This window comes from Vibrio antiquarius, assembly GCF_000024825.1.
GTDB lineage: Bacteria > Pseudomonadota > Gammaproteobacteria > Enterobacterales > Vibrionaceae > Vibrio > Vibrio diabolicus.
The window spans coordinates 1623179-1635937 of the sequence record NC_013457.1 but is presented as its reverse complement, the minus strand read 5'-3'; the positions used below and the strand labels follow the sequence as shown (position 1 = coordinate 1635937).

The following is a 12759-nucleotide window of genomic DNA, read 5'->3' as shown; positions in this document are numbered from 1 at the left end:
CCCTACTAAGGAATGATTGATATGACAGCACTAATTACTCAATGGCTAGAACGAGACCCTGATCCTAAGACTCGCGAAGAGCTACAACACCTCGTCGATACAAATAATGAACAAGAGCTTACTGATCGCTTTGGATCGCGCCTTGCCTTTGGTACAGCAGGGTTACGCGGCAAAGTGGGCGCAGGTCCAAACCGAATGAACCGTTTGGTGATTCAAGAGACCGCCACTGGTTTAGGAAACTATTTGCTAGAGCAGGTCAAAGATGCCGCAAGTCGTGGTGTCGTTATTGGCTACGACGGTCGTCCTGATTCAAAACAATTCGCGCATGATACCGCTTCCGTACTGACTGCCCTTGGCATCAAGGTTTACCTAACATACGATGTTGCAGCAACCCCAATTGTTGCGTTTGGTGTCCGTACATTGAATGCTGCGGCCGCTGTTGTTGTTACCGCTAGCCACAATCCACCAGAGTACAATGGCTTTAAAGTATATTGGGAGAATGGCGCACAAATCATTCCTCCGCACGACTCTGGAATCGCAGCGAAAATTGATGACGCAACAACAAAGCCATTACCTTTAATGTCTCTCGATGATGCAAAACAGCGCGGTTTGTTAGTTTGGTTGAAAGACGGCTACTACCAAACTTACCGTAAAACGATGAACGAAAACGCGCTGCTTACTCCTGACAACAACACCGATATTTCTATCGCTTACACTGCGATGCATGGCGTTGGGGCGAATATGGCGGAAACGCTCCTCGCAGACGCTGGCTTCAAAAAAGTGGCAAGTGTTAAGGAACAGCGCGAACCTGATGGCAGCTTCCCAACCGTCAACTTCCCAAACCCTGAAGAAGCCGGTGCAATGGATATGGTGATGGCATTAGGTAAGTCCGTAGATGCAGATATCGCTTGCGCTAACGATCCAGATGCCGACCGTTTTGCAGTGGCAGTTAAACGCCCAGATGGCGAATACCAAATGTTAACCGGCGACCAAGTGGGTTCACTGTTTGGCGATTACTTGCTAGAACAGCAATCTAACGCTTTGGTTGGCAACACCATCGTATCCTCAAGAATGCTGAGTAGCATTGCCAAAGCGCATGGCGCCCAATACTACCAAACGTTAACAGGCTTCAAATGGCTCACTAACGTTGCCATGGAGCAAGAGACAGAAGCCAATCCATTCTTGTTTGCTTATGAAGAAGCGCTCGGTTATACCGTAGGTAACAAGGTGTGGGATAAAGATGGTTTATCTGCAATCGTCGCATTTGCCCAGCTAACAGGTAAACTTAAAGCTCAAGGCAAAACACTATGGGATAAACTGGAAGAACTGTACCGCGAGCACGGTTTCTACTTTAACGCGCAGCGCAGTATCGCTCTCGACCCGAACTCTCCACCAATCGGTGACAAACTCCGTGCAAACCCACCAACAGAGATTGCTGGTAAAAAAGTCGCAGTAACTGAAGATCTAAAAACATCAGTTCGCATGTTTGACGACGGCTCTGAAGAATCCATTGACTTACCAGCAAGTGACGTATTGATTTATCACCTAGAAGATCAGTCTCGTGTGATTGTTCGCCCTTCGGGTACTGAGCCAAAACTAAAATGTTACTACGAAGTCATCAACCTTTTCCCTGCGGATATGAGCTATGCACAAGCACAGCAAGCGGCAGAGGCGAAGATGAACGAACTTATCGACGCGCATCAGACAAGTTTGTAAGTCAAAGAGAAGCAGAGACACCTGATACGATAAGAGGCGCAAATTCGCGCCTCTTTTTTTGATTTTAACTAGAACAAGTCAAGCTAACCAGTGCTTTTCCCTAGCTTACAATTTCCTTTTGTAGAAAGTACTTGTGGATGCCCTCTGCAGGATAGCCTGAGTACTGCCCTACTTTTTCAAAACCCAATTTGAGATAGAATTCGAGAGCTTGGAAGCTGTAGGTATCCAAATAAACATGGGTAACCCCGTGAGGCTTTACTTTTTCTTCTAACATTGACATTAACTGGCTACCGAGACCAGATGTCCGACTTTCAGCATCTACCCACAAAAACTCAACAAACACCGTGTTTTTAAACATTTCGCCAGTCAGACCACCCATAGTCTTGCCATTCTCATCTTTAGCAAAACAGCCCACAGCATGCACTTCCCCTTCAGGCAAGTGCATTCGGTTATAAGATCGAATACCTTCACGAACAGAATCAAGGTCTGTTTGATCTGGATTTAAACAAAATTCAAGCTTCATATACCCTCTCCTTAGGAAACACCAATATCCTAAAACAAAAAACCAGCAATTGCTGGCTTTCTGATGGAATATGATAACTTTACAAGGCGAAACTGCTCAGCATCCACAACGCCAGAATAACAAACACTAACCCCATTAGTTTATGTTGATACGTGCGGAATTTTTCGTTCTCGAGCAGCCCTTTGCCCAATGTGCCTGCTAACCCAACAAGTAATAAATTGAATGACAAGCCAAGAACGTTCAACAATAACCCTAGTGCCAGCATTTGCTCACCAGAAGACGCTGTGATATTGCTTGAGACAAACTGCGGCAAAAACATCACAAAAAATACCAATGCTTTAGGGTTAAGCAAATTACTCATCAAGGCTCGTTGATAATAAGTCGATGCCATTTTGTTTTGATTATCAAGTTCTGGAGCCGAAGATGCCTCAGCTCGTAAGCAGTCCCAGCCCATTTTTAGCAAGTAAGCGCCACCTAATAGATGAAGGACTTTAAGGGCGATTGGGCTCATTGCAATCAGGGTAGATACTCCCATTGCAGCAAGCAAAGTAAGAATAACACCAGACGTCGCATTGCCTAAGCTAGCAAACAGACCGACCTTCTTACCGTAACTCATACTAGAGCTCGCGATAAGCAACATATCGGGCCCTGGTAACAGCAACAAAGCCACTACTGCGGTGAGATAAACAGGAAGTACAGATAAATCAATCATGATGGAACCGCTTTTTCTACAACAAAGCGGCGAATGTTATACCAACAAAATAACAACAGCCAGCCCAAAATCACCAAGATAATTCAGAAAATAAAAATCATAGTTTGCTAGGACGAAAAATAATAATCAATTCGCCTATTTATAAAAATCGAATAGCAATTTTGTACAAAAATAAGCACGATGGATCCGTTACACTTCTAAGATGATTTTCTTGAGCAGACCGGATAAAGATGAAAGAAAAGAATAAGGAAATCGCTACCTTCAAGATAGCTCAAGAGCTCGGCGGTTTAGAACTTCTCGATGCAAAGTATGAGAAGCAGAATTTTTCACGCCATAGCCACGAAGGTTACACTATTGGCGTCATCGAGAAGGGAGCACAGCAGTTCTTTCGAACAGGCGGAAATCATATCGCGCCACAGGACAGCATCATCCTTGTAAATGCAGATGAAGTACACAACGGGCATTCGGCCTCAGAAGGCGGTTGGGAATACAAAGCAATGTACCCCGTACCACAGCAGTTTCAGACCTTGGGGCAAGAGCTTGGTTCACCAAATGTAGCTCTGCCCTATTTTCCTCAACCTGTGGTTTACGATCCTGAGCTGGCTAGTCAGTTGCGATTGGTGTTTGAAACGCTAGAAAAATCAGACAACCGACTACTACGAGAAACTTTGATTTACGGCACGTTGATCAAACTAGCCAGCAAACACAGCACCCACCGGGCACCGCTCAAAGAATCAACCAGAGCTCAGCGACAAATACAGTTGGTCAAAGAGTTTTTGGAAGACTTCCCGCAAACGGACGTCTCGCTAGAAGAGCTCGCAAAACTGGCTGGGTTAAGCCCTTTTCATTTGCTAAGAGAGTTTCAAAAACAGTTTGGCTTCCCTCCCCATGCTTATCAAATTCAGCAACGTTTACGTATGGCGAAGAAGCTACTAAAAATGGGACAAAAAATTTCAGATGTGGCACAAGAATGTGGCTTCCATGATCAAAGCCATCTGCATCGACACTTTAAAAAAGCCATGGGCGTCACTCCCGGCCAATACGTCCGTCACAGCTAAAGCAGCAATATTGTACAAGGCGTTATGCGACTACCGAGCTATCTTGGTAGCCTGATTTAGGAATAACTAAGAATAAACTATGGACCACACTTTGCCGTTACAAGAAGAATCAAAAGCCACGCTATTTTGGCAAGGCACACTTGCGATGATACCACTGAGTATCGCGGTGTTACCTTGGGGTTTGCTCGCAGGCTCATTCGCGATTGATACTGGGCTTCACCCTTTGGAAGGACAAGCACTATCCGCCATTCTGTTCGCAGGTTCCGCGCAGCTCGTCGCGATGGGGATGATTAAATCGGGGGCAGGCCTAGTAACCATGTTACTAACAACGTTTTTTATCACCTCTCGACACTTCCTCTACAGTGTATCGATGCGCAGTAAAATTGCACCACTTCCTCTTAAATGGCGGTTATCACTCGGATTCTTACTCACTGATGAGCTGTTTGCGATTGTAGGTCATCATTCCGATAAACAATTTAATCGCTGGTATGCGCTTGGGGCAGGTTTGAGTTTTTACCTGTTTTGGAATATCGCGACATTGACGGGCATTATTGCGGGAAGCCTGATCCCTGAACTAAACGAAATGGGATTGGAATTTGCTGTGGCCGCGACTTTTATCGCAATTGTAGTTCCGACTATTAAAAATATGGCGGTGCTCGCGAGTATTGTCGTGGCATTAGTGAGCTCGGTCGCCCTAACCTATTACCAAGTGGAAGGAAGTTTGATGATTTCGAGCATTTTAGCCATGATTACAGGCTACTTTGTGGAACAAGTACAGGAGAAACACTAATGATCATGTTGTCTATTTTACTGATGACGGGACTTGTTTTCACCAGCCGCTACTTGTTTTTAGAACCCAAGCTACCACTGCGATTAGGGACACGTACACAAAAAGTGCTCAACTACGCCAGCCCTGCGGTACTCACTGCGATCTGGGCGCCTATCGTTTTCATTCCCGATGGAGCACTCAGCGTGAATGTGCACAACCCATTTTTATTGGCTGCCTTGCTGGCTGCGTTAATCGCGTACTTTACTAAAAATGTTCTTTTAACGACGGTGATCAGCATGGTGGTATTTCTCGTTCTGCGAATTTGGCTTTAATTCGCCACCCACTCAATCTCCAACAAGGTGACATCACCACACTTTAATCGTCCAAGGAAGATGTCACCTTGATGCACCTCACCAACTCCTTTTGGTGTGCCGGTCATTACCACATCGCCATCTTGAAGTGTTGTGTAACTCGTTAATTCATCCAAAATGGTTAGCGGCGGATAGAGCATCTGGTTAACGTGACCTTTTTGTACACGAACGCAGTTAATCAAGAGCTCTAGGTTAAGATCATTAATATCAATGTTATCCAAAGAGACAAATCGACTAAACACTGCGGAGCCATCAAACGCTTTAGCACGCTCCCAGGGCAACCCTTGTTGTTTAAGTGAAGACTGCAAACCGCGCTTGGTCAGATCCAATCCCAAACCGACCGCTGAATAGCGTCCATCTTTGATCAGAAAACAGATTTCAGCCTCGTAATGAAGAGGCTCTTGATGAAATGAACGCAGAGTCGTCGATACGGAAGTCGCGGGTTTATTAAATACCACCATTTGCTCAGGGATCGCATTATCAAGCTCATGAATATGTTCAACGTAATTTCGCCCAACACAAAGCACTTTACCCACTTCTACTTTCTTTTCTTCAACTTGAATAACGCTCATCGCTCTTCCCTGCAAAACAAAAACCTCATCATAATCTAACCTATTGACTTAACGACACTAAATCCCATCCTCTAGTGTGAAAAATAAGACATTCACCCCGTTTTGAGTTTTGTATCATCTAATTGAAACATCACGGTATTTACAAAACAAATAGACAAAAAAGCCAGCACGAGGCTGGCTTTAAATCAATAAGGGTGAATGATTGTTCTCGCTAAATCCTATTATAGGTAGTAACGAGCACCTATCGCCCATTTGTCATCAGTTTCACGACCATGGTCATCATTTAGGTCAAACTGGTAACCCGCGTAACCAACAAATTTAGGCGTGAAGTTGTACTCTGCCTGCAGTGCCATTTCCTCACGAGCGGTTTCTGTTTTAGAATTTTTGAACTCTTTACCTTCAACCATCTCGTAGTTAACGCTCAAGTTTAAGCTGTTCGCTAGAGCGTATGCGATGATCGCTTCGTACGCATCACTTTCCGCCAAACGGTCGCCATTTACACTGAAGTTCATATTTTCATTTGAACCATATACCGCGGCAAGGAACAGACCTTGGCCGTAAGCGCCGTAAGATGCAGACACAACATGTGATTCTGCGGTGTGTTTACCTGTGTAAGCAGGGTGTTGGAAGTCACCACCGTTGTATGAGTAGCCAATTTTCGCGCCTATGATTGCGTAAGAAAGTGCAACTTGCATGCGGTCATCGTATTTAAGACCACCAGTGATAGTACCTGCGTCGTTACGCGTGTATTCATCATTTGCGCCTTGCCATCCAAGACCAACGTTAATCACACCTGCTTCGCCTAAATCAAAGCCATTGCGATAAGACAGCATTTTATCCGCACGACCTGTGCCTAGGTTTCCGTGATCGTCGTAAATGAAGTCATTCGCAAACGCAATTGGCATATCCGCGATGCCTGCTACATCATAGTAAGGTGACCATTGCGTACCACCTACTGCACGACCGTAAACCTCATGTGTTAAACCTAAGTAACCTAGACGAGTTTTAAACGACTCTTCACCGCCATCTAAGTAGTTTAGAGCCCATTCACCACGTGCGTCTGCGGTGAAGCCATTGCCTAAATCTTGTGTCGCAGAGATATTGATACGAGGAGAGTTAGTACCAACATCCGTGTCACCTTGCTCTGAACCATTTAAGTTAACAGAAACGTGGCCGCCCATCGAAAATGTTGTGCCATCGTTATTATAAAGTTCCACTGCCACTGCTTGAGTGCCGAAAGTTGCTGCTGCGATTGCCGCTGCTAATAATTTTTTATTCATTTCTAAATCCATTACTTATTAGTTGGTTAGTCAGTTTTAGACCCAGCTCTGATTCACTTTCGTAAAACGAAATGATGAACACAGAAAGGAATACAAAGGCCCTCTGGGGCATCTTCTCCGCCAGAATGGATTTACCTTTGTGTAACAACTGCCGACACTTTATTTGATTAGTTCCTGATAACCGAGTGAAAAATTCTCAGCAAAAAACTAAAAAGCAAACGTTTACTTATCCGAAAAAAATCCAGGCGTAAAAACCTTACAAAAAGAAATGCTTTAACGAGATAGTGCTCACAAATACTTGATGACCCCCAACTTTTGAAAATAACTTTCCCGTCAAAATGAAATATTTACTTACATTTTGGAACAAAAATAGGTTCAGGAACTTTTTGAAAAAAGCACGGTCTCCAATAGAAGGCAGAAAAACCTCAAAAAAGATAAAACCTTTCTTTTTATAAGAGATATAAGAAGGGGCACTTATTCTCGCCAGCAATAAAAGTGCAATCAAATCATAACTTAACAGAAATCTATCTTTCATTTTCAGCGTTTACCTTAACGTCATCAACACATCGGGCAAGAAAGCCCATCGATTACAACTAGGGTAATAAGAAAATGAAAAAGGCAGCACTAACTACTGCAATTCTTACAGCATTGGTATCAGCACCATCATTCGCAGCAACAGTATACAAAAACGACGGTACTGAATTAAAAGTTGGCGGCCGCGTTGAGTTCCGTGGTGACTTCATCGGTTCAGGTGGTGCTGAAGTTGAAGGCTCAATGGAAGATAAAAGCCGCGCTCGTCTTAATCTAAAAGGTAAAACGGACATCGGCAATGGCCTTTCTGCATTCGGTGTTTACGAAGCCGAGCAAAAAACGGGCAAGAGTGAATTCAAAAACCGCTACATGTATGCAGGTGTCGACTCTGATATCGGTGCTTTCTCTGTAGGTCGTCAAGACATGGCTGCAGTCATCATCTCTGACATGACGGATATCACTGAGTTCTCTGGTGTTCAGCAAGTTATCGATTCCTCTTCTGATAAGCAAGACAGCGTTTTCGCATACCGTGGTGCGTTTGATGCACTACAACTACAAGCAACCTACCAAGCAAACTCTAGTGATAACGAAGATAAATACGGCATCTCTGGAATGTACTCACTGCCAATGGGCCTAGACCTCGGTCTTGCATATTCTGGTGGCGACGTAGATAAAGACAACTCTGAAGATCAAGTTCTAGGTGGTATCGCTTACTCGATGGATAACCTATACCTAGCAGGTACTTATTCTCAAGGGTCCCTGACTGACGCTGAAGACTTTACGGCTTACGAGCTAGTCGCAAGTTACAAAGTAGCGAGCAAAGTGACACTTGCTGCGCTATACACAGCTCAAGAGAATGATCCAGACAACGGTTCAAAGTACGACACCGTTGAAGGTATCGAGCTTGTTGGTTACTACAAACTAAACAGCAACTTCCGTACTTACCTGTCTTACTACATCAACCAACTTGATGAAGCAAAAGATGCAACAACAGGTCTAGTAACAGAAGGCGAAGATACACTGCGCCTAGGCGTACGTTACGATTTCTAATTCACTCTTATCCTAAGAGCGAGTCCACTTGGCCAGCACCTTTGCTGGCCATTTTTTGTGTAACCCAACATAACTCAATAAGATTTCACACTATCCAAACGTCGCTCTGCAATGAAAAACGAGCGTAGTGACTCCTGCCTCTGCCCTCTTTTAATGCGATTTGTCACTAAGTTAGTGCATTTCTCCTAATAGCCAACCGAACTAAAATAAAAAGACCATTAAAATCAAATAGATAAAAATTGGCACGCGTTCTGCAATACCAATTATGCAAATGCATGGCAGCGTTTGTGCTTCTCGTTCTTTGTACCTGTTATAACAGGCACGTCCTTTGAATTGGTAATGTCGCCTCCCTCTGGGAGGCATTTTTTTATTGGCGCGAAAAACAATAGGACGTATGATCCCGCCACCTCTATCAAACTGGAATTTTTCAATTGAATCATCATCCTGTTCAAGGTGCGTCCTGGATGCTAACAGCTGGCTTGGCATTCGCCATAGTGAACAGCTTCGCCCAAATTGCTAGCATCAACTTTGGTGTCTCTTCCACCACATTCGCATTATTCCAATACGCTATTGCCTTATTTGTCATTCTGCCCTATCTGCGTACACTTGGAATTAGACGCTCACTAAGAACCCAACACTTTGGTTGGCATGCCTTCCGTATTTTTCTCTCTGTTATCGGGATTCAGCTTTGGCTTTGGGCACTCGCTTATCCAGTTCCGATTTGGCAAGGCATTGCGCTGCTGATGACCTCTCCGTTATTTGCAACGGTTGGATCTGGCTTGTTACTCAAAGAGAAAGTAGGTACTGCACGCTGGTTAGCGACATTAACAGGGTTCGTTGGTGCTATGATCATTCTTGAGCCGTGGGCAGATTCATTTACATGGGCGACCCTGCTTCCTGTTGGCGCCGCATTTTTCTGGGCAGCGTATTCTCTGATGGTAAAGAAAATGTCGGTCAACGATCCGCCCTCAACCATGGTTGTCTATTTATTACTGCTGATAACGCCGTTTAATATCTTATTGGCAATACCGACATTTACGATGCCAAATACCTGGACGATATGGGGCGTACTTTTAGCCGCAGGCGCGCTTACAGCACTCGCTCAATGGGCTATCGTTAAAGCATATGCAGTAGCAGACGCCTCGTTTGTGCAACCATTTGATCACGCAAAGCTGCCTTTGAATGTCGTTGCTGGCTGGTTGGTGTTTGGCTGGGTACCACCCGGTCGTTTATGGCTAGGCGCCGCGATTATTATTGCCTCCATTGCGTTTATTACGCACTGGGAAGCGAAAAAGACAAAGCTAGTTGAAAGAAAAGTCTAATTTCAAGGTTCTATATTTTCAGGAAAGGAAATGAGGAACACCATATGAGTCAACCAATCAAAATTACACTGTACCGCTGGGCTGGTAGTTGGGGTCCATTCAAAGTCAATATTCCTTGTGGTGAATGTACGTTAACTAAAGATATTTTGACGGATACTTTTAAAAACGAACTCGCTGATGTCCCCGTTGAACTGGAAGTAAAAGATTGGTTATCACATTGGTGGGAACCATTAAAAGCAGGGGCCTGGCATGCACCGATTCTTCTTGTCGAAGGAAAAGTGGTCAGCCAAGGAGAAGCGCTAAACCGGGGCGTGCTTGTGCAATCAGTTATCGCTGAATGGGTCAAACGCGATGAGCTAAAAGGCAACATTGTTTATGGTAAAGCCACCTGCCCTTACTGTGTCAAAGCGAAACAACTACTTGACGATGCTGGTGTTCAATACGAGTATCATGACGTGGTTAAAGACAGCGCCGCTTTGTATCGCATGATCCCCGAAGTAAAGGCCATCATTGGAGAAAAAACGCCGGTAACAGTGCCGCAGATCTGGTTGGATGGAAAGTATGTTGGAGGCGCTGACGATTTAGAAAAGTGGTTAGCAGCAAAGGGGCTAGATAAAGTGCCTAACAATGTCGTGGAGATACCAAGCCAATCCGCTTAGCGTTTGATTCAAATGCCATCCGCCTTTGAGTAGTGGTTTATCAATGTTGTTCAATATGTAGGCTGCCACTAAAAACAAGACAGATAAAAGCAAAAAGCCCTGATTTTTCAATCAGGGCTTTTTAAATTATTTCGCCAGTTTTTTCATAACACGAGCAAAAACAGAAGCTTTTTTCTTCTTCGCTTTACCGTAAAGCGCTTTGTGCATCGCGTCTTTTGCAATCATCTGGCCAATATAAGCACCACCAAGTTCGTTACCCATGACCTTCTCCTGAATGTATTGACTTAACTATGTTGTAATTTTACACCACAACTAGATAAAAACAAGACTTATGTCACATTTATTTTGTAATTAACTTTCAGATTGGTTCTGATTACTTTTTCGAAACGGACGCCTATCGCTTAGGTTGCTGGTATGTTTTACCCGCTGCGACGTACGTATCTTTCTGTTTGATTTCAAAGAATGTTTCAAAGAACCACGCAGCAAATTTGATCAAGTGATCGCCTTCATTCATGACGTGCTCCACGTATTCTTGCTCTTCTCCGGACTCGTCTTCTTGAGTGGTAATATGGTAAATACGTTTCTCGCCATCAACTTCTGCAAGACCAAACTGACCCGTTAGGGATTGTGCCGCTTGTGCAACTTCTTCTTCCTCACACGCCTTCAAGACTTCGAGTGCCTTTGGCATGCTTTCTTGCTGAGTAATTTCTTTTACCAGTGTTTCAAATTCGTTTTGTTGCATTCTTTCACCTAACGATTAGAGATCGGATAGTCATTTGGGCAGAAAGGTATCCCCAAGCTGAGAGGAGCATCAGGCATTGCCCTCTTCCTCTCAAACTGAGTCATTCAATATACACAATGATCCTGACTTAATTTAGCAGCGCATTTTAGAAAGCTGCCTCTTTCGTTGCAAGTATATTCAGGTGGAAGTTTCTGCTTGAATCGTCCCTTCTGGCACTTTACGAAATTGGCTTAGTACGAGAACAAAGCAAGAAAGTAACGCAATAAACAAATAAAACACCCCAAGCTGGTTTTGATTCGTGACCCAAGAATCTACCAAGTATCCGCCAAACAACCCGGCTAAACACATTTGAATTGATCCAGATAGCGCAGAAACCGCTCCGGCCTGTTGCTTATGTGGCGACAGCAACAAACTAATTGATACCGGAAACGACATGCCTTGGGCAAAACTTAAACACGTAAATGCCACTAGTAATGAAAATACACTGAAGGGTGTAACCAACAACATGAAGCCAGCAATAGCAACAATCGCGAAACTCATCAGCAAGATTTGCTGAGCTTTGTAACGAGCGTTGATCAAATTAAGCACCAAGCTACCCGTCAGCAAACCAACTGACGGTATGATCATCAAAGAACCGTAATCTGCCGCCGTTAAGCCTAACTCTTGTTGCATTAAAAATGGATACAAGGAGAGCGTGACCAGAGCCGATAAATAACTAAGCCAGTTGTAGCTCGCACTACCAATCACTTGAGTATTCGTTAACAGACGCAAATAGTTCGCGCTTACTTGGCCTACTTTAAATTTTCGCTTCGGGTAAGGCAGCGTTTCTGGCAGCACCAATAAACCAAGCGTAAAAATAGCCATTAAGTAAATCAGCACAAACACGAAGACAGCATGCCAGCTCAGGTGAAAAGCAATCCAGCCACCAAACAGTGGAGCAATAATTGGCATCACAGAAGCAGTTACTGAAATATAAGATAGCGCTTTGGTTAATTGCATACCGTCATAACTGTCACGCAATACGGAGCGACCAAGCACCGAGGCACTGCCCGCTCCCAAACCTTGAAGTAACCGCCCCGCTTCAAGAGCAATAATGTTGTCCGAAAAAGCGATACACATAACCGTACCAACTAGGTACACACTTTGGCCCAGAATAAATACTGGTCGACGACCAATCGCATCAGACAATGGGCCATAAAACAGCTGAGAGATACCGAAGCCAACGAGAAATAGTGTGACGAGGTTCTGAATCGAATGTTGCGGCAAATTCAAGTCATGACCAATCAAAGGCAAAGAAGGAAGATAAATACTAACGCCAACTTGGCCTGTGGCAATGATCATCATCGCTAATAACAATGGTGTTTTACGCAAACGTTCCTCCTACTTTGTGACAGATTGATGGCAAACAGTGTATATTTGATACTCAAAGATGATAATCAGCTAAGTTGGAAAGG

At 44.2% G+C, this 12759-nt stretch carries 14 protein-coding genes; 7 read left to right on the top strand and 7 right to left on the bottom strand.

Annotated features, from left to right (window positions below):
- Window positions 1-21 precede the first annotated feature (21 nt).
- On the top strand, window positions 22-1716 hold the full coding sequence (locus VEA_RS22170; protein ID WP_012842464.1) for a phospho-sugar mutase: 1695 nt from the start codon (window positions 22-24) through the stop codon (window positions 1714-1716).
- A gap of 100 nt (window positions 1717-1816) precedes the next feature.
- On the opposite strand, the gene VEA_RS22165 is transcribed toward VEA_RS22170, so the two are convergent.
- The gene (locus VEA_RS22165; RefSeq protein ID WP_006742068.1) at window positions 1817-2239 is read right to left on the bottom strand and encodes a GNAT family N-acetyltransferase; all 423 of its coding nucleotides are present in this window, start codon (window positions 2237-2239) and stop codon (window positions 1817-1819) included.
- A 79-nt stretch (window positions 2240-2318) separates the two neighbouring features.
- A complete protein-coding gene (locus tag VEA_RS22160) occupies window positions 2319-2951 on the bottom strand; it encodes a LysE family translocator (protein ID WP_006742069.1) in 633 nt (210 codons plus the stop codon).
- A 230-nt stretch (window positions 2952-3181) separates the two neighbouring features.
- Between VEA_RS22160 and VEA_RS22155 the strand changes: the two genes are divergently transcribed.
- The 3 genes from VEA_RS22155 to VEA_RS22145 all read left to right on the top strand — a co-directional run bounded on the left by VEA_RS22155 (window position 3182) and on the right by VEA_RS22145 (window position 5110).
- Window positions 3182-4009, top strand: coding sequence for an AraC family transcriptional regulator (locus VEA_RS22155; RefSeq protein WP_006742070.1), 828 nt, complete (start codon window positions 3182-3184; stop codon window positions 4007-4009).
- Between the two features lie 79 nt (window positions 4010-4088).
- Window positions 4089-4799: an AzlC family ABC transporter permease gene (locus VEA_RS22150; RefSeq protein WP_006742071.1), complete on the top strand. Its 711-nt coding sequence runs from the start codon at window positions 4089-4091 to the stop codon at window positions 4797-4799.
- Window positions 4799-5110, top strand: a complete 312-nt coding sequence (locus VEA_RS22145) for an AzlD domain-containing protein (RefSeq protein WP_006742072.1) — start codon at window positions 4799-4801, stop codon at window positions 5108-5110. Before VEA_RS22150 ends, VEA_RS22145 begins: the two co-directional genes overlap by 1 nt.
- Here VEA_RS22145 and VEA_RS22140 read toward each other — a convergent pair.
- Window positions 5107-5721: a fumarylacetoacetate hydrolase family protein gene (locus tag VEA_RS22140; RefSeq protein WP_005391187.1), complete on the bottom strand. Its 615-nt coding sequence runs from the start codon at window positions 5719-5721 to the stop codon at window positions 5107-5109. The two genes, VEA_RS22145 and VEA_RS22140, sit on opposite strands and share 4 nt — an antisense overlap.
- 221 nt (window positions 5722-5942) lie before the next feature.
- A complete protein-coding gene (locus VEA_RS22135; protein WP_012842463.1) occupies window positions 5943-7001 on the bottom strand; it encodes a porin in 1059 nt (352 codons plus the stop codon).
- A 609-nt stretch (window positions 7002-7610) separates the two neighbouring features.
- Between VEA_RS22135 and VEA_RS22125 the strand changes: the two genes are divergently transcribed.
- The 3 genes from VEA_RS22125 (at window position 7611) to VEA_RS22115 (ending at window position 10563) form a co-directional block, all read left to right on the top strand.
- A complete protein-coding gene (locus tag VEA_RS22125) occupies window positions 7611-8582 on the top strand; it encodes a porin (protein ID WP_006742074.1) in 972 nt (323 codons plus the stop codon).
- Window positions 8583-9046: 464 nt separating this feature from the next.
- Complete coding sequence (locus VEA_RS22120; RefSeq protein WP_005391192.1) at window positions 9047-9904, top strand: DMT family transporter; 858 nt, start codon at window positions 9047-9049, stop codon at window positions 9902-9904.
- 44 nt (window positions 9905-9948) lie between these two features.
- The gene (locus VEA_RS22115; RefSeq protein WP_005391194.1) at window positions 9949-10563 is read left to right on the top strand and encodes a glutaredoxin domain-containing protein; all 615 of its coding nucleotides are present in this window, start codon (window positions 9949-9951) and stop codon (window positions 10561-10563) included.
- 126 nt (window positions 10564-10689) lie between these two features.
- Here VEA_RS22115 and VEA_RS24610 read toward each other — a convergent pair whose 3' ends face one another.
- The 3 genes from VEA_RS24610 to VEA_RS22105 form a co-directional block, all read right to left on the bottom strand.
- Window positions 10690-10824, bottom strand: a complete 135-nt coding sequence (locus VEA_RS24610; RefSeq protein WP_005391196.1) for a hypothetical protein — start codon at window positions 10822-10824, stop codon at window positions 10690-10692.
- 133 nt (window positions 10825-10957) lie between these two features.
- On the bottom strand, window positions 10958-11305 hold the full coding sequence (locus VEA_RS22110; protein ID WP_005391198.1) for a hypothetical protein: 348 nt from the start codon (window positions 11303-11305) through the stop codon (window positions 10958-10960).
- A 177-nt stretch (window positions 11306-11482) separates the two neighbouring features.
- Window positions 11483-12676: a multidrug effflux MFS transporter gene (locus VEA_RS22105; RefSeq protein WP_012842462.1), complete on the bottom strand. Its 1194-nt coding sequence runs from the start codon at window positions 12674-12676 to the stop codon at window positions 11483-11485.
- Between the last annotated feature and the right edge of the window lie 83 nt (window positions 12677-12759).